The organism is Micromonospora sp. NPDC047740, assembly GCF_043204735.1.
In the GTDB taxonomy this organism is placed as follows: Bacteria; Actinomycetota; Actinomycetes; order Mycobacteriales; family Micromonosporaceae; genus Micromonospora.
The window spans coordinates 222,480-239,248 of sequence record NZ_JBIDCT010000008.1; the positions used below are offsets into that span (position 1 = coordinate 222,480).

Sequence of the window (16,769 nt, forward strand, 5' to 3'; positions counted from 1 at the left end):
CGGCGGTCTGGCCTAGCGTCTTCGGCATGACGATGAACTCGATTTCCCGCTCCCAGATCTACGTTCTCGACCAGGACGAGGCCCTCGACTTCTACGTCGGCAAGCTCGGCATGGAGGTCAACACCGACGCGGACCTCGGCTTCATGCGCTGGCTCACGGTCAACCTGCCGGGCGAGCCGGACCGCGAGATCCTGCTGGAGAAGCCCGGGCCGCCGGCCCTGGACCCGGCCACCGCCGAGCAGGTCCGCGAGCTGCTCACCAAGGGGGCGCTCGGCGGTCACCTCTTCATGACCACGGACGACGCCCGCAAGACGTACGAGGACCTGGTGGCGAAGGGCGTGGACGTCTACGACGAGCCGACCGAGCAGCCGTACGGCATCGACTTCGGCATCCGGGACCCGTTCGGCAACAAGATCCGCATCGGCCAGATGTTCCCGCGGGCCTGAGGGGAGCGGGCCGGTGACCGACACGATCGAACGGTCCGCCGACCGGGTGACCGGGGAGCGGGCCCTGCTTGCGGGCGGCGTCCTGGCCGGTCCGCTCTGGGTGGCGGTTGCGCTGGTCCAGGCGCTGACCCGGGAGGGCTTCGACCCACGCCGACACCCGGTGAGCGTGCTCAGCACCGGCGACCTGGGCTGGGTGCAGATCAGCAACTTCGTGGTGGCCGGCCTGCTCTGCGTCGGGGCGGCCCTGGCCCTGCGGCGGATCCCGCACCCCGGCCTCGGTCCGGTCAGCGGACCCTGGTTGGTCGGCCAGTACAGCGTCGGGCTGGTGCTGGCCGGGATCTTCGTGGCTGATCCGCTGGACGGCTTCCCGGCCGGTACGCCGCGCGGTCCGGGCGAGGTGAGCTGGCACGGTGCGGCCCACTTCGGCGCCGGGGCGGTCGCCTTCACGGCGCTCATCGTGGCCTGCCTGGTCGCCACGCGCCGTTTCGCCCGGCGCGGTGAGCGCGGCTGGGCGGTGTACAGCGGCGTGACCGGAGGCTTCTTCACGGCGGCCTGGCTGGCGCTGATGGCCGGCGGGCACCCGGTGGCGATGGTGGTCTTCGCGGTGGCGGTGGTGGCCGGCTGGGGCTGGGTGTCGGCCACGCTGCGGCGGGCGCTGCGGGAGGCGGCCAGCTGAGCTAGGACGCGCCTGATTCACGGAAAGAGTGGTCATCCGAGCCGGGATGACCACTCTTTCGTACGTGTGGGCGATCCCCGGCGGGCCGCGGGGGCATGGCGTCAGTCGAGGAGGCCGGTGAGCAGCTCGACCACGGCGGCGGTGGCGGCGGGCGGGGTGACCTCCGGCGGGCAGTCCACGTAGCCGGTGGTCACCGGGCCCACGGTGAGCCGGTAGGTGAAGGCGTCCGCGCACATGGTCGTCCTGGTGGCGGTGGCCTCGGCGACCAGGCGCGGGTCGGCGGTGAGCTGCCGCAGCCGGTCGAGTTCCGCGGGGCTGAGCTGGCCGGTGCGGGCGGCCCCGGCCCGGTCGACCCTGGTCCAGTGGCCATCGGGCGTCACGGTCAGCGTGTCCTCCAGCCCGACGATCCCGCCGGTCCTGGTCAGCACCACGTCGACGCCCGGGCGGCCCGGCGAGCCGGCGTCGGTGGCCGTCGCGGGCGGGGTGGCCGGAGCGGCGGTGGCGTCGGGCTGCGGGGCGGTCGGCCCGCCGGTCCGGGTGGCGGTGGTCCCGCCGGTCTCCGTGGCGGTGGTCCCACCGGCCTGCGCGCAGCCGGTGAGGGCGAGAAGCACGGCGAGGATGACCGCCGCGACGGGGGCTGTTCTCATGCCGCTCGGACGCACGGCGGAGCCCTCCGGTTCCGCCAACTTGGGCCACCTCATCCGAACGGCCAATGTTGCCGGCAGGAAAACGCTCGCCCTCTTCCATCTTCTTCGATATATCACTATATCTACATCAGTGACTACCCCCGTCACAACTTTCTCCTGTCAGGAGGGCCCGTGAAAAGACCCCTTGCCGCCGTCAGCGCCGCGCTGCTTGCCAGCGGCGTGCTGACCTGCGTCACCACCTCGGCGTACGCGGCAACTCCCAGTGCCCCCGCCCCCGAGTCCGCTGCCGCAGCTCGTGCGGAGAGCCTGCTCCGCGCCAACCCCGGTGCCGTCCAGGGCGCCAGCGGGGAGGCCTACCAGGCCGTCCGGACGAAGATGGACCCGAACGGTGCGTCGCACACCAAGTACACCCGGACCTACCACGGCCTGCGGGTCTACGGCGGTGACTTCGTCATCCACACCGCCCCGAACGGCGCCATGACCGGTGCCTCGGTCGGCCTGGACGCGCCGCTCACCCTGAGCACCACGGCCAAGGTCAGCTCGGCCGCGGCCGCGGCGAGCGCGCGCAAGACCTTCTCCGGCACGCTCACCTCGGTGGGCGCCCCGGAGCTCTTCGTCGACGCCAGCTCCGGCAAGGGCCGCCTGGCCTGGGAGACCGTCGCCGCCGGCTGGAAGGCGGACAAGCAGACGCCGTCCAAGCTGCACGTCATCACCGACGCCACGACGGGCAAGGTGATCGGCTCGTACGACGAGATCGAGACGGTCAACGGCACCGGCAACAGCATCTACTCCGGCACGGTCACCATCGACACGACGCTCTCCGGCAGCACCTACCAGATGGTCGACCCGTCGCACGGCAACGGCCGCACCTGCGACATGAACAACGGCACGTCGACCTGCACGACATTCACCAACTCGACCAACACCTGGGGCAACGGCGCCAACTCCAACCGGCAGTCGGCGGCCGTCGACGCCCACTTCGGCGCGGCGAAGACGTTCGACTACTTCAAGAACGTGCACGGCCGCAACGGCATCTTCGGCAACGGCGCCGGCGTGCCGAGCCGGGTGCACTACGGCAGCAACTACGTCAACGCCTTCTGGGACGGCTCCCAGATGACCTACGGCGACGGGTCGAGCAACGCCCGTCCGCTGGTCTCGCTCGACGTGGCCGGGCACGAGATGAGCCACGGCGTCACCGAGGCGGTCGCCGGCCTGGTCTACTCCGGTGAGTCCGGCGGCCTCAACGAGGCCACCAGCGACATCTTCGGCACGATGGTCGAGTTCTACGCCAACGCGCCGAGCGACCCGGGCGACTACGACATCGGCGAGAAGATCAACATCAACGGCAACGGCACGCCGCTGCGCTACATGTACAACCCCGGCCTCGACGGCGCGTCGCACACCTGCTGGTCGACCAGCACCAAGAACGTCGACGTGCACTACTCGTCCGGCCCGGGCAACCACTTCTACTTCAACCTGGCCGAGGGCACCGGCTCCACCGCGTACGGCACCTCGCCGCTCTGCGGCTCCGCCCCGGCGATGACCGGCATCGGCCGGGCCAAGGCGGAGAAGATCTGGTACCGCGCGCTCGACGTGTACTTCACCTCCAACACGACGTACGTCAACACCAGCAACCCGGCGAACACCGCCCGGGCGTACACGCTGCGGGCGGCGACCGACCTGTACGGCAACTGCTCCACGGAGTACAAGGCCGTCCAGGCGGCGTGGACCGCGGTGAACGTGGCCGGCAACGACGCGCCCTGCGGATCGACGGGCAACGACTTCTCCGTCACGCTCTCGCCGACCTCCGGCTCGGTGACCGCGGGCAACGCGATCTCCACCACCGTGTCCACCGCGACCACCAGCGGCACCGCGCAGACCGTGACGTTCTCCGCGTCCGGCCTGCCGACCGGCGCCACCGCGTCGTTCAACCCGTCCTCGGTGACCTCGGGCGGCTCGTCCACCCTCACCATCAGCACCTCGGCGAGCACCCCGCCCGGCAGCTACTCGGTCACCGTCACCGGCACCGGCACCTCGGTGAACCACTCGGCGACCTACCTGCTGACCGTGAACGGCACCGGTGGTGGCTGCACGGGTGCCGGGCAGAAGCTGGGTAACCCGGGCTTCGAGACCGGGACCAGCCCGTGGACGGGCAACACCACCGCGATCGGTTCGTTCGCCGGCCAGACCGCGCACGGTGGCACCCGGTTCGCCTGGCTGAACGGTTACGGCTACAGCAGCAGTGAGAACGTCGCGCAGGCGGTCGCCCTGCCGACCGGCTGCACGACGTACAACTTCAGCTTCTGGCTGCACATCGACTCGGCCGAGACGACCACCAGCATCGCGTACGACACGCTCAAGGTGCAGGTGCTCAACTCGTCGGGGACAGTGCTGGCGACTCTGGCCACCTATTCGAACCTGAACAAGGCCACCGGGTACAGCCAGAAGTCGTTCTCCCTGGCCGCGTACGCCGGCCAGACCGTCACCCTGAAGTTCCTCGGCACCGAGGACGTCTCGCTGCAGACGTCCTTCGTGATCGACGACACCGCGGTCAACGTCTCCTGACCTGACCGTACCGTCGGCGGGCCCGGCGGCCACCCCACGCGGGTGGTCGCCGGGCCCGCGCCGTTATGGTCAGCCGGACCGGCGGCGGAGGGGGAGACATGTCGGACGCGGAGCTCACCGTCACGGTGACCGGGCCGGTGGCGACCGTGGTGATCCGGAACCCGGCCCGCCGCAACGCGATGACCCCGGGGATGTGGCGGCAGCTCCCCGTGCTGCTCGACGGCCTGGAGGCGGATCCGGCGGTGCGCGCGCTGGTGCTGACCGGCGCCGACGGTACCTTCTGCGCCGGTGCGGACCTCGGCGACCTGGACGAACTGCTGGAGGCCGGGGACGGCAGCATCGCGGTGGCCGCCGAGGAACGGCTGGCCGCCTTCGGCAAGCCCACCGTGGCCGCCGTCGAAGGGGCCTGCGTCGGTGGCGGCTGCCAACTGGCCGTCGCCTGCGACCTGCGGCTCGCCGCGGCGGACGCCCGGTTCGGCGTACCCCCGGCGCGGCTGGGGCTGGTCTATCCCGCGCCGACCACCCGGCGGCTGGCCCGGCTGGTCGGCCCGTCCGCCGCCAAGCACCTGCTCTTCACCAGCGAGCTGGTCGACGCGGAGCGGGCGCTGCGCATCGGCCTGGTCGACGAGGTGCTGCCGGCCGACGCGCTGGCCGCCCGGGTGGCGGCGGTCACCGGGGCCATCGCCGAGCGGTCCCGGCTCACCGTCGCGGCGGCCAAGGAGATCGTCGACGGGCGCGCCGACGACGCGCGGGTCGCCTGGTGGCACGGCCAGGTCCGGGCCAGCGGCGAGGCCCGCGAGGGGGTGGCGGCGGTCAACGACCGACGGCCGCCGCGCTTCGGCTGGGCGCCGCCTGCCGGCCGCTGACCGCCACCGGGCAGCACCGGGCGGGAGTACGGGACCGGGCCGGCGGAGGTGCCGCCGGGCGCCGGTGGGACGGCCGGGCCGCCCCACCGGCGCCGGTCAGGCCGGATCCGGCATGACGATGGTGATCTTGGTGGTCTTGCCGTTGCTCAGCCGGACGCTCTGAGCCGAGTCCCGGTCGGTGCCGCCGTACCAGCCGGCCGACCAGGGGCTGTTCGGCACGTAGCGGATCTTCACCGACTGGTCGCCGAGGCCCTCCACGTGACACTCAAGACCCGCGACGCACGGGGGCGCGGGCGCACGTCGCTGCGGGGGGCCGTCGCCGCACTGGTGCTGGGGGCCGTCGTGCTCCCGCCCGTGTCGGCCGCCGCCGCCGAGCCGCACTTCGTGCTCACGCCCTCTCTGCTGGCGTACACCGACTCCACCACTCCGGACACGGCCGTCTTCTATCCGAGCGGCGGCGACATCCCGGTCGGTTCGTGGCGGGACGACGAGTCCGCCCGCCACACCTCCCGCGTCTATGTCACCTTCGACGTCGGCGGCATCTACGTCGGCCGGCTGAGCACGGCGACGCTGGTGGCGCGGGAGTCCCGGGCGAACGACTGCGCGAAGCCGCGGACCGTCACCGCCCAGCCCACCGCGCCCTTCGGCGGCGACAACAGTTGGTCCAGCCCGCCGAGGACCGTCGGCAAGGAGGTCACCGCCACCGCCGAGGGCAGCGACTGCACCTCCTGGCGGACGACCTGGAACCTGACCACCGCCCTCGCCGATGCGCTGACCCGGGGCGAGCAGAAGTTCACCGCCGAGCTGCGGGTCCCCAAGAAGTACGAGGGTGACGTCGCGTACGGCCGGTGGCTGGAGACCAACGAGTTCCGGTTCGAGGTGGAGCTGAAGAACACCGCTCCGCTCAAGCCGACGAAGCTCTACAACGGCAACACCGACCGGCCCTGCGGCCCGGCGTACTTCACCGGGTACCAGTTCAGCGCGTACGCCGACATGACGGACCGGGACCGGGACCCGGGCGACCGGCTGACCCCCGAGTTCGAATTCTGGCCGCTCGCCGACCCGTCGGCGACCACCGCCATGCGGACCAGCATCTCGAGTGGGGGCGACGGGCTCAGCGGCGTGGGCGATGTGCCGGTCGGCAGCCTGCCCGACGGCGAGTACGCCTGGCACGCCCGGACGTACGACGAGCGGGCCTGGTCGCCGTGGAGCGACCCATGCCCGTTCACCGTCGACCGCACCGCCCCGGCGGTGCCGACCGTCGCCTCTCCGGAGTACCCGGAGAACCCCGCCAACCCGACCGGTGGCCGCGACGTGACCGGCACCTTCCTCTTCACCGCGAACGGCGCGCCGGACGTGGTCAGCTTCCGCTACGGCGACAGCCAGTGGAACATGTACAACCAGGTGCCCGCGGACCAGCTCGGCGGCGCGGCGACCATCCAGTGGCGGCCCCGCAGCGCGGGTGAGCAGACCCTCTACGTGGCGAGCATGGACCGGGCCGGCAACAGCTCGCCGGTGCGTGCGTACACCTTCAAGGTGCGCGACCTCACGGTCACCGCCTGGTCGGCGAAGCAGGAGCCGGACCCGTCCGGCACCGGGATCCTGGTGACGATGCGGTTCGGCACCCAGCCGGGCAACGGCATCACCACCATCACCTACCGGGTGGACGGGAGCGACGAGAAGTCGGTCGCGGTGGACGCGCAGGGCGTGGCGCAGCCGGTCCTCGGCCCGCTCAAGGGCGGTTCGCACACCATCGCGTACGCCGGCCGCAGCGCCTCCGGCGAGGTGCTGTACCAGACGGAGACCACCCAGTACGTCGACGACGCTCCGGTGATCACGTCGGACGGGGTCTACCCGATCGACGGCTCGGGCGGCGGGGTCGGCGTGCCCGGCCTGTTCACCATGACGCCGCAGGTCAGCAAGGACGCGACCGGGGTCACCTGGTTCACCACCCAGAACAGCGCCCACCAGACGGTCGCGCTGGACGCCGACGGGAAGGGCCGGGTCACCTTCACCCCGACCGCGTCGGGCTGGACCTACTTCTGGTTCTCGGTGACGTACGCCGACGGCACCTCGTCCGGCTGGCGTTCGTTCTCGGTCACCGTCAACTGACCGCGCGGGGGTGCGGGGCGATCGCCCTGCACCCCCGCGCGCCCCCGGGACCGGCGGGCGCCGCGCCGGAGGCGTACCCCCGACGCGACCCCCTGTGCCCGCCGGCCGGCCCGTCACCGCCCCGCGAGCGCCGCCCAGGTCGGCGTCACCGGCTCGCGCCGCAGCGGCATGCCCGCCTCGGCCGGCGTCCGGTCGCCCTTGCGCTGGTTGCACTCGTAGCAGGCGGCGGTGGTGTTCTTCCAGGTGTTCCGGCCCCCGCGCGAGCGGGGCAGGATGTGGTCGATCGTGCTGGCCGGGGCGTCGCAGTACGCGCAGCGCCGGCCGTCGCGGCGCAGCACCCCGCCCCGCGACCAGGCCGGACCGGCGCTGAACCGCCAGCGGGTGACCACGTACCGGACCAGGCGGACCACCCGGGGGACCGGGAAGATCCCGATCACCTGGTCCGGCTCGGCCTCGTGGATCTCGGCGACCCGACGGCAGAGCATCCGGATCGCGTGCTGGACGGTGACCCGGTGCAGCGGGCCGAGGTCGGCGTTGACAACGAGGACGGCGTCCACCGGGCTCTCCCTTCACGATCGGTGGCGGGCAGCAAAAAGCCGCCCGGTCCTGGCGACGGGGCGGCTGTGGCGCGTACGGGCGCACGCGTCAGTCGGGCCACCCCGGGCGGGGACCTTCGGCTCGGCAACCCACGTTGAGCAGCCACGACGGCACGGTGGTGCGGTGTGGCAGCGACATCGACGGCTCCCGGAGCGATGGTTGACCTTGCGCGATCACGGTAGATCGGGGCCGGAAAGGCGGGCAACGCATTTCGATCCCTGGCGGGCCAGCGGCCCGGTCCTCCCTCAGCTCAGACAGCGGCGCTCACGATCCGACGGGGGCCAGACGTACTCAAGGTCGGGCGGGACGTCGGCGAACTGGGGGCCGTAGTGCGCCGGGTCCTTGCGCAGCAGCGACGACCGGTGGCTGCGGTGCAGGTCCTCCCGGCCCAGCCAGGGCGGCAGTTCCCCGGCCTCGGCCAGCTCCAGCTGGGTACGGACGGTGGTGACGCCGCAGGCGGTGGCGAGGTCCGTGGTCAGCGTGGCCGCGCAGGTGTCCGCCCGCCCCGGCTCGCCCCACACGGCGCACACGTCCAGCCCGTACCGGGTCAGCGCCTCCTCGTACCCGGCCCACATCTTCACGGCGGGGTGGTTGCGCCAACCGTAGGTCGGCCAGGTCAGCCCGCGCAGCACCTGGATGGCCTCCACCCGCTGCTTGCCCAGGCGCTTCTGGTCCAGCGTCCGGGCGCTCGCCAGAAAATCCGGGTACGGGAGGAACGTCTGCATGGCGCTCCATCTACCCGTACCCCGGGACGCCATGCGTTCACGATCATGGGGCTGCGCGCACCGCGAGCGGGTGACTACGATCCGGGCATGGCCGACCCCCTGCGCGACCGCGCACGCCGCGCCGGCTGGCGGCTCCGGATGAACGGCGAGGTCCGTCCGCACTACGTGGTCTGCGGTTCCGACCCGCTGGCTTACTGGGTGGTCCGGTCGTTGCTCGCCACCGACTCGCCCACCGGGCAGATCCGGGTCACGCTGATCGTGCCCGAGCGCCGCCGCTCCGAGGGGCCCGACGGCCGGGACATCGAGGGCGTCCAGGTGGTCCTGGCCGACCGGCTCGACGAGGCCGCCTTCCGCCGGGCCGGGCTGGCCGGCGCGGACGGGCTGGCCCTGCTGCACCAGGACGACGTGGGCAACATGCACGCCGCGCTCTGCGCCCGGGAGGTCGAGCCCCGGCTCCGCCTGGTGGTACGCATGTTCAACACCAGCCTCGCCAACGGCCTGCGGCAGCTCTTCCCCGACTCGGCGCTGCTCTCCGACGCCTCGATGGCCGCCCCGGCGTTCGTCGCGGCCGCGCTCGGCGAGCTGGCCCCCACCCATTTCCGGCACGCCGGACGCACCCTCTACGTGGCCCGCCGCGCCGACGTACGCCCGCAGGACGTGCTCACCGGGCTGGCCGTCACCACCGACCCCGAGCTGATCCGGGTGCTGCCCGCCGACGAGGCGGCGGCCGACGTGGTGCTGGCCGAGGCGACCGGGCAGCCGGCCGGTGCCGAGCTGGCCGCCCGCCGGCTGGTCCGGGCCCGGCGGCGCCGGCAGCCCGCCGTGGTGCTGCTCCGCGCGGTCCGCAGCTTCGCCACCCGAAAGATCGGCGTGGCGGTGCTGGTGCTGCTCGCGATGATCGCCGTCCTCGGCTGGCTGAACTCCGGCGCCGCGCACGTGAACTGGTCCGACGCCCTCTACCTCACCCTGGTCACCTCGTTGAGCGGGCAGGACCCGGACCTCGGCAAGAGCGTCGCCGCCCAGATCATGCAGGTGGTGCTCACCCTGGCCGGGCTGGCGCTGATCCCGCTCATCACGGCCGCCGTGGTCGACGGCATCGTCAACGCCCGGCTCGCCCTGCACAACGGCCGGATCCAACCCGACCGTACGGGCCATGTGGTGGTGGTCGGGCTGGGCAACATCGGCACCCGGGTGATGGCCCAACTGCACGACTTCGGGGTCGAGGTGGTCGCCATCGACCGCAACCCGGACGCCCGGGGCGCGGCGCTCGCGCACCGGCTCGGGGTGCCGCTGATCGTCGGGGACGCCGGCGAGGAGGAAACGCTGCGGGCCGCCTCGGTGGCGACCTGCCAGGCGCTGGTGGTGGTCTCCACCGACGACGGCGCCAACCTGCGCGCCGCGCTGAATGCCCGCAGCCTCGACCCCGATCTGCGGGTGGTGCTGCGACTCTTCGACGGCGACTTCGCCGAGCGGATCCAGCAGGCGTTCGGCATCGGCATCTCCCGCAGCGTGTCGTACCTGGCCGCGCCCGCGTTCGCGGCGGCGCTGCTGGACCGCGCGGTGATCGCCACCATCCCGGTCGACCGGCACGCGCTGCTGGTCACCGACGTGCCGGTCATGGCGGGTTCGTCGCTGGACGGCCGCCCCCTCGCCGCGGTGGCCCGCCCCGGCGAGGTGCGGCTGCTCGCGTACACCCGCGCCGGGCAGCGCACCGAGTGGTCCGCCGACCCGCGGATGGTGATCAACGCGGGGGACCGGTTGACCGTGGTGGCCCGGCGCGCCGGGCTGAGCGCCCTGCTCCGGGAGACCACTCCGCTCCCGCCCGAGCCGCAGGGCACCCCGGTGCCGCGTCAGCCGGAGGAGTGACCGGCTACGAGGCCGAAATGACCGGACGGTCCCACCTCCGCAGCGCCCGGGGTAACGGCAGGCTGTCCCAGGGCGCCCGGTGCAGCAGCCGGTCCAGCAGCAGGCCGAGCAGCAGCCCGGCGACCGAGTCGGTCAGCCAGTGCCAGCCGAGGTACGTGGTCGTGCAGAGCACGATGAGCGGCGGCAGCACCCGGACCACGGTGACCAGCCGGGGCGGGACGGTTCGGCCGAAGGTGCGCAGCAGCGGCGCCAGGAGCAGGGCGAGCACGCCGTACCAGACGATCGCGTTGGCCACGTGCCCCGACGGGTACGACTGGGCGAAGCGCACCGGCAGGTCGTGCTGGAACAGCGGCAATGTCTGGTCCGGCGGCAGGAACGGCTCCTTGACGCTGGCGCTCGGCGCCGGCCGCGCGGTCCACACCTTCAACGGCCCGATGGTCAGGTAGGTCAGCACGAACCCGGCGACCGGTGGCAGCACCGGGCGGACCGAGCGGAGCCGGATCGCCACCAGCACCCCCAGCCCGGCCGCGAGCAGCGTCAGCGGGGTGCCCTGACCCAGCAGGTTGAGGAGCATGGCGGTCCATCGGGCGGCGGTGGGGCGGTGGTCCGCAGCCCAGTCGGCGACCGCCCGGTCCACCCCGAGGAGGTGGCCGGTGGCGAGTGTCACGGTCAGCGCCACCAGGGCGGCGAGCAGCAGTCCGTCCCACCCCCAGCCAGCCGGCCGGACGGGCCGGAGCCGCAGCTTCTCGCGTACTCCCGTGGTCTCCCGCACGCGACCACGCTACCGGCCGCTGCCCACGTCGCCCGGGCGCGGGCGGGCGGCGCGGCTGTGGGCCGGCCCACGATGGGAAGCGCCGCACCGGGGGAAGCGTCACACTTGTCGCCGTGCGCATCACCTCGGCCCTCGTCGACCCGGCGCTGCTCGACCTCCCCTGGTCGACCCCGCTGGAGGAGTGGCCTGCCCAGCACCTGGTCGCGCTGCCGCAGGGCATCTCGCGGCACATCGTCCGCTTCGTCCGGCTCGGCGACTACGTCTACGCGGTGAAGGAGACCGGCGAGCGGGTCGCCGAGCGGGAGTACGACCTGCTCCGGGCCCTGGAGCGGATCGACTTCCCGTCGGTCGAGGCGGTCGCGATCGTGGCGGACCGGCAGGGCGACGACGGCCAGCCGCTGGACCCGGTGCTGATCACCCGGCACCTCCAGTTCTCCCTGCCGTACCGGGCGCTCTTCTCCCGAACGCTGCGGCCGGAGACCATGAACCGGCTGCTCGACGCGCTGGCGGTGCTGCTGGTCCGGATGCACCTGACCGGCTTCTTCTGGGGCGACTGCTCGCTGTCCAACACCCTGTTCCGGCGGGACGCCGGGGCGTTCGCCGCGTACCTGGTGGACGCCGAGACCGGGGCGTTGCACCGCTCGCTCTCCAACGGGCAGCGCGGCGAGGACCTGGAGATCGCCCGGGTCAACATCTTCGGCGAGGCGCTGGACCTGCAGGCCGCCGGGCTGCTGCACGAGTCGATCGACCCGGAGATGGTCTGCGAGGAGGTCGTGCAGCGGTACGAGCGGCTGTGGCACGAGATTACCTACGAGCAGCAGATCGAGCGGGACGCCCGGCACGACATCGAGGGGCGGATCCGCCGCCTCAACGAGCTGGGCTTCGACGTCGCCGAGGTGGCCATGTCCACCGCCGACGACGGACGGTACCTGGTCCGGCCGAAGGTGGTCGACGTCGGCTACCACACCCGGCGGCTGCTCCGCCTCACCGGCCTGGACGCCGAGGAGAACCAGGCCCGCAAGCTCCTCAACGACCTGGACGCCTACCGGGTGGAGAGTGACCTGACCGACGAGCAGCAGGCGGCCCACCGCTGGCTGACCGAGGTGTTCGAGCCGGTGGTTCGGGCGGTGCCGGCGCACCTGCGCAGCAAGCTGGAGCCGCAGGAGCTGTTCACCCAGATCATCGAGCACAAGTGGCTGCTGTCCGAGCGGGCCGGCCGGGACGTCGGCATGCGCCACGCGGTGCAGTCGTACCTGTCGGACGTGCTGGTGCACCGCCCGGACGAGCAGGCCGTGCTCGGCGTCGAGGTCCCCACCGCCGGCTGACGCCGCTACGCCCCGCGCCGCGGCCCGCGGCGTCACTCCACCCAGGCGCCGCCGCGCATCACCCGGACCACGTTGAAGTCGTCGTCGAGCACGACGAGGTCGGCCCGGAGCCCGGGCTGGAGCGCACCGATCTGGTCACCCAGGCCGATCGCCCGGGCCGGGGTGGTGGCGACCATCCGGCAGGCGTCCGGCACGGCGATGCCCGCCGCGATGGCGTGCCGCAGGGCGGCGTCCATGGTCAGGGTGCTGCCGGCGATCGCGCCGTCCCGGCTCAGCCGGGCCACCCCGCCGGACACGGTGACCGCCTGCCCGCCCAGCTCGTAGTCGCCGTCGGGCATGCCGGCGGCGGCCATCGCGTCGGTGATCAGGGCAGCCCGCTCCGCGCCGGCCACCGAGGTGGCGAAGGCGAGCATGCCGTCGTGCAGGTGCACCCCGTCGGCGACCAGCTCGCAGACCACGTTCGGCGCCTCGAGCAGGGCGATCACCGGTCCGGGTTCCCGGTGGTGCACCGGGCGCATCCCGTTGAACAGGTGAGTGCCGACGCTCGCGCCGGCGGCCACGGCGGCCCGGGTCTGCTCCCAGGTGGCGTCCGTGTGCCCGATCGCGGCCACCACGCCGCGCGAGGCGAGCAGCTTGATCGCCTCCAGCGCACCGTCCCGCTCCGGGGCCAGGGTGACCATGCGGACCGCGCCGCCGCCCAGCTCGATCAGTTCCGCCAGCTCGTCCGTGGACGGGTCGCGGAGGAACTCCGGGTTCTGCGCGCCGCAGCGGTCCGCCGACAGGTACGGCCCCTCGAAGTGGACGCCGGCCAGCACGCCGGACTCGACCAGCGGCCGGAACGCGGTGGTCGCCTCCCGCATCAACGAGAACGGGGAGCTGACCAGGCTGGCCAGCAGGGTGGTGGTGCCGTGCCGCAGGTGGAACGCGGCGGCCTCGCGGGCCGACTCGACGTCGCCGGTGGTGAAGGTGTGCCCGCCCCCGCCGTGGGTGTGCATGTCCACGAAGCCCGGCACGATCCAGTGCCCGTCGCGCACCGACGGGTACTCGGCGACGGCCCGGATCCGGTCACCCACGATCTCGACGCAGCCCTGCCGGGTCACGCCGGTCGGGGTCACCACCTTGCCGGTCACGCGCAGGGTCATCGGCTCTCCTTCTCCACGGTCAGGGTCGGGCGTCCAGGGCTAGCAGGGCGGCGCCGAGGCAGCCGGCCTCGTCGCCGAGGGCGGCCGCGACCAGGCGCGGCTCCCGGTGGAAGGTCAGCCGTTCGCGTAGCGCCCCGCGCAGCGGGTCGAGCAGTCGGGGCCCGGCCTGGGCCAGCCCGCCGCCGATCACGATCGTCTCGACGTCGAAGAGCGCCTGGGCGGTGGCGAGCCCGTCGGCGAGCGCCTCGACCGCCTCCCGCCAGACCCGGCCGGCCAGCGGTTCACCGGCCGCCGCCCGGTCCGCCACCTCGGCCGCCGTGGTCGGGGCACCGGACAGCTCGGCGTACCGGCGGCCGATGGCCGAGGCCGACGCCACCGCCTCCAGGCAGCCCGGGCGGCCGCAGCCGCAGCGCGGGCCGTCGGGGCGTACCAGGATGTGGCCGATCTCCCCGGCGGCGCCGTGCGCGCCGACGGCGGCCGACCCGTCGACCACGTGGGCGGCGGCGATGCCGGTGCCGATCGCGACGAAGAGCACGTGGCCGCCGTCGCGGCCGGCGCCCAGGCGGGCCTCCGCCAGGCCGCCCGCCCGCACGTCGTGGCCGAGCGCCGTCGGCAGGCCGAGCCGGGCCTGCGCCAGCTCCCGCAGCGGTACGTCCCGGAAGCCCACGTTTGCCGACCAGACCGCGACCCCGCGGGCCTCGTCGACCACCCCGGGTACGGCGATTCCGCAGGCCACCGGGGTCAGTCCCGCGGCGGAGGCCTTGCCGGCCAGTCCCTCGGCGACGTCGAGGATCGTCCCGATCACCGCCTCGGGGCCGCGCGCCGCCGCGGTGGCGTGCCGTTCGGCGTGCACGGTCCGGCCGTCGGGGCGGACCAGGGCGCACTTCATCCCGGTGCCGCCCACGTCCAGCGCGACGACGACCTCGTCGCCTGAGCTCACGCCGTCGTCTCGCTTCGCTCGCCGACGCCGTGAGCCACCAACGCACTGAGTTGATGATTCGCTCGCTGGCGCTCGCTCATGCGAGCACCACGGAGCGGGTCAGGTGGCGGGGGGCGTCCGGGTCGAGGCCGCGGCTGGTGGCCAGCGCGACGGCGAAGCGCTGGGCGAGGATCAGGTCGGCCATCGGGTCGACCGGGGTACGTCCGGCCGCCCAGCTGGTCAGCACCGTGTGGCAGCCGTGGGTACGGCTGTGCACGAAGGTGGCGCCGGTGGCCGCGACGTCTTCGGGCAGCCCGTCGGGGATCCCGCCGAACGCCCAGACCAGCCGGCCCGGGGCGGCGATCGAGATGGGGCCGTGCCGGTAGTCCATCGCCGGGTACGCCTCGGCCCAGAAGGTGGCCGCCTCGCGGCACTTCAGCGCGGCCTCCTGGGCCAGCCCGACCGTCCAGCCGCGCCCGAGGAAGGTGACCTGCTCGACCTGGGCCGGGTCGAGCGGCAGCGGGGCCCGGACGGCCACCTCGGCGTCGGCGGCCAGTCGGCCCAGGTCTTCGCCGAGGTGGGCGCGGAGCAGCGCGAGCGCGGTGGTGGCGAACCGGGTCTGCACGACCGAGCGCTCGTCGGCGAAGGGCATGGTCACCGCGGCGTCGGCCAGCTCGACCGCCGGGGAGGCCGGGTCGCCGACCAGGACCGTGGTGGGAAGCTGGCCGCGCAGCGCGGCGAGCAGGTTCAGCACCTCGGTCGTGGTGCCGGAGCGGGTGATGGCGATGAGCCGGTCGTAGCGGCGGCCGGCGGGGAACTCGCTGGCCTGGAAGGCGTCGGTCTCGCCCTGGCCGGCGCGCTCGCGCAGCCCGGCGTACGCCGTCCCCATGAACCACGACGTGCCGCAACCGACGACGGCGACCCGCTCGCCGGGGCGCGGCAGGCGCTCGGCGACCGCTGGGACGAGCCGCGCTGCCTCCCGCCAGCAGTCGGGCTGGCTCGCGATCTCCGCGTGCACGTACGCCATGACAACTCCTCGCCAAGGGAGACCTTGCGCAATACGGCGCGTTATGGCCGCCTTTCGCGCGTCATTCTGCGCGAACCGGGGTGGCTGTGGCAACCGCCTCCCAGATTGCGCAGGTCAGGGTTTTGCGCCTTGGTAGTTTCGCGCACTACTGTGCACGCAATCAATCACCGTTCGTGCAGAGTCAGGGGAGGCCCCCGAGGTGGACCGGTACGCCCGATGGAACGCCCTGCTCGAGATGCTGACCGACAGCGGCCGGGTCAGCGTCGAGGAGGCGGCCGAGCGCCTGGACGTCTCCCAGGCCACCATCCGGCGTGACTTCGACCAGCTCGCCCAGCAGCAGATGATCACGCGTACCCGGGGCGGGGCGGTCGCCAACGGGGTGTCGTACGACCTGCCGCTGCGCTACAAGACCGCCAAGCACTCGGCCGAGAAGCAGCGGATCGGGGCGGCCGCCGCCGCGCTGGTGTCCCCGGGCACCGTGGTCGGCCTGAACGGCGGCACGACCAGCACCGAGGTGGCCCGGGCCCTCGCCGTCCGGCCGGACCTCAACACCAGCGCCGAGGGCGCCCAGCTCACCGTGGTCACCAACGCCCTGAACATCGCCAACGAGCTGCTGGTCCGCTCCCGGATGAAGGTGGTGGTGGCCGGCGGCGTGGTCCGGCCGAAGTCGTTCGAGCTGGTCGGCCCGCTGGGCGGGGCGCTGCTGCGCGAGGTGACCCTGGACGTCGCGCTGCTCGGCGTGGACGCGATCGACCCGCAGCTCGGCGCCGCCGCCCATCACGAGGGTGAGGCGGCGATGAACAGCCTCATGGTGGCCCGGGCCAAGCGGGTGGTGGTGATCGCCGACTCGTCCAAGCTGGGCGGTCACGCCTTCGCCCGGATCTGCCCGGTGGACCGGGTGGAGACGCTGGTCACCGACTCCGGCGCGGCGCCCGCCGTGGTGCAGGCGTTCCGGGACGCCGGGGTGCAGGTCATCTGCGCCTGACCGGCCGGGAAAGCCCCTCTCGACAACTCGGTTGAGCGAGTCGTGCATACCCGGTATTGCAGCCGGCTGCATACCAAGTATGGTGTGCGCTGTCACCTA

Annotated in this window: 16 protein-coding genes; 8 read left to right on the plus strand and 8 right to left on the minus strand. The window is 73.2% G+C overall.

Annotated features, from left to right (window positions below):
- The first annotated feature begins 26 nt into the window (after nucleotides 1-26).
- Both ACGF4F_RS17185 and ACGF4F_RS17190 read left to right on the plus strand, forming a co-directional pair.
- Complete coding sequence (locus ACGF4F_RS17185) at nucleotides 27-446, plus strand: VOC family protein (protein ID WP_357439701.1); 420 nt, start codon at nucleotides 27-29, stop codon at nucleotides 444-446.
- A gap of 13 nt (nucleotides 447-459) precedes the next feature.
- On the plus strand, nucleotides 460-1,122 hold the full coding sequence (locus ACGF4F_RS17190; protein WP_393078292.1) for a DUF998 domain-containing protein: 663 nt from the start codon (nucleotides 460-462) through the stop codon (nucleotides 1,120-1,122).
- A 101-nt stretch (nucleotides 1,123-1,223) separates the two neighbouring features.
- On the opposite strand, the gene ACGF4F_RS17195 is transcribed toward ACGF4F_RS17190, so the two are convergent.
- Nucleotides 1,224-1,769 carry a hypothetical protein gene (locus tag ACGF4F_RS17195; RefSeq protein ID WP_357439706.1) on the minus strand — a complete coding sequence of 182 codons (546 nt, stop codon included), beginning with the start codon at nucleotides 1,767-1,769 and terminating at the stop codon, nucleotides 1,224-1,226.
- Nucleotides 1,770-1,940: 171 nt separating this feature from the next.
- Here ACGF4F_RS17195 and ACGF4F_RS17200 point away from each other — a divergent pair, with 171 nt between their 5' ends.
- The gene (locus tag ACGF4F_RS17200) at nucleotides 1,941-4,334 is read left to right on the plus strand and encodes a M4 family metallopeptidase (protein ID WP_393078295.1); all 2,394 of its coding nucleotides are present in this window, start codon (nucleotides 1,941-1,943) and stop codon (nucleotides 4,332-4,334) included.
- A 98-nt stretch (nucleotides 4,335-4,432) separates the two neighbouring features.
- A complete protein-coding gene (locus tag ACGF4F_RS17205; RefSeq protein WP_393078298.1) occupies nucleotides 4,433-5,200 on the plus strand; it encodes an enoyl-CoA hydratase/isomerase family protein in 768 nt (255 codons plus the stop codon).
- Between the two features lie 96 nt (nucleotides 5,201-5,296).
- Here the strand turns inward: ACGF4F_RS17205 and ACGF4F_RS17210 are convergent, their stop codons facing one another.
- Entirely contained in the window at nucleotides 5,297-5,458 is a 162-nt protein-coding gene (locus ACGF4F_RS17210; protein WP_393078301.1) for a hypothetical protein, read from the minus strand.
- On the opposite strand from ACGF4F_RS17210, the gene ACGF4F_RS17215 reads away from it, so the two are divergent.
- Nucleotides 5,459-7,312, plus strand: coding sequence for a hypothetical protein (locus ACGF4F_RS17215; RefSeq protein ID WP_393078304.1), 1,854 nt, complete (start codon nucleotides 5,459-5,461; stop codon nucleotides 7,310-7,312).
- A gap of 113 nt (nucleotides 7,313-7,425) precedes the next feature.
- Here ACGF4F_RS17215 and ACGF4F_RS17220 read toward each other — a convergent pair whose 3' ends face one another.
- A complete protein-coding gene (locus ACGF4F_RS17220) occupies nucleotides 7,426-7,869 on the minus strand; it encodes an HNH endonuclease (RefSeq protein ID WP_387275377.1) in 444 nt (147 codons plus the stop codon).
- A 285-nt stretch (nucleotides 7,870-8,154) separates the two neighbouring features.
- Nucleotides 8,155-8,634: an MSMEG_6728 family protein gene (locus ACGF4F_RS17225; RefSeq protein ID WP_357443340.1), complete on the minus strand. Its 480-nt coding sequence runs from the start codon at nucleotides 8,632-8,634 to the stop codon at nucleotides 8,155-8,157.
- An 87-nt stretch (nucleotides 8,635-8,721) separates the two neighbouring features.
- Between ACGF4F_RS17225 and ACGF4F_RS17230 the strand changes: the two genes are divergently transcribed.
- Nucleotides 8,722-10,500: an NAD-binding protein gene (locus ACGF4F_RS17230; protein WP_393078309.1), complete on the plus strand. Its 1,779-nt coding sequence runs from the start codon at nucleotides 8,722-8,724 to the stop codon at nucleotides 10,498-10,500.
- Between the two features lie 4 nt (nucleotides 10,501-10,504).
- Here the strand turns inward: ACGF4F_RS17230 and ACGF4F_RS17235 are convergent, their stop codons facing one another.
- A complete protein-coding gene (locus ACGF4F_RS17235; RefSeq protein WP_393078444.1) occupies nucleotides 10,505-11,242 on the minus strand; it encodes a phosphatase PAP2 family protein in 738 nt (245 codons plus the stop codon).
- A 143-nt stretch (nucleotides 11,243-11,385) separates the two neighbouring features.
- On the opposite strand from ACGF4F_RS17235, the gene ACGF4F_RS17240 reads away from it, so the two are divergent.
- Nucleotides 11,386-12,597: a DUF4032 domain-containing protein gene (locus ACGF4F_RS17240; protein ID WP_357443344.1), complete on the plus strand. Its 1,212-nt coding sequence runs from the start codon at nucleotides 11,386-11,388 to the stop codon at nucleotides 12,595-12,597.
- A gap of 32 nt (nucleotides 12,598-12,629) precedes the next feature.
- On the opposite strand, the gene nagA is transcribed toward ACGF4F_RS17240, so the two are convergent.
- The 3 genes from nagA to ACGF4F_RS17255 all read right to left on the minus strand — a co-directional run bounded on the left by nagA (nucleotide 12,630) and on the right by ACGF4F_RS17255 (nucleotide 15,685).
- The gene (gene nagA / locus ACGF4F_RS17245; RefSeq protein ID WP_393078312.1) at nucleotides 12,630-13,739 is read right to left on the minus strand and encodes an N-acetylglucosamine-6-phosphate deacetylase; all 1,110 of its coding nucleotides are present in this window, start codon (nucleotides 13,737-13,739) and stop codon (nucleotides 12,630-12,632) included.
- A gap of 19 nt (nucleotides 13,740-13,758) precedes the next feature.
- A complete protein-coding gene (locus tag ACGF4F_RS17250; protein ID WP_393078315.1) occupies nucleotides 13,759-14,679 on the minus strand; it encodes an ROK family protein in 921 nt (306 codons plus the stop codon).
- A gap of 76 nt (nucleotides 14,680-14,755) precedes the next feature.
- Nucleotides 14,756-15,685: an SIS domain-containing protein gene (locus tag ACGF4F_RS17255; protein WP_393078318.1), complete on the minus strand. Its 930-nt coding sequence runs from the start codon at nucleotides 15,683-15,685 to the stop codon at nucleotides 14,756-14,758.
- 199 nt (nucleotides 15,686-15,884) lie between these two features.
- Between ACGF4F_RS17255 and ACGF4F_RS17260 the strand changes: the two genes are divergently transcribed.
- Nucleotides 15,885-16,670, plus strand: a complete 786-nt coding sequence (locus ACGF4F_RS17260) for a DeoR/GlpR family DNA-binding transcription regulator (protein ID WP_073837845.1) — start codon at nucleotides 15,885-15,887, stop codon at nucleotides 16,668-16,670.
- Nucleotides 16,671-16,769: the final 99 nt, after the last annotated feature.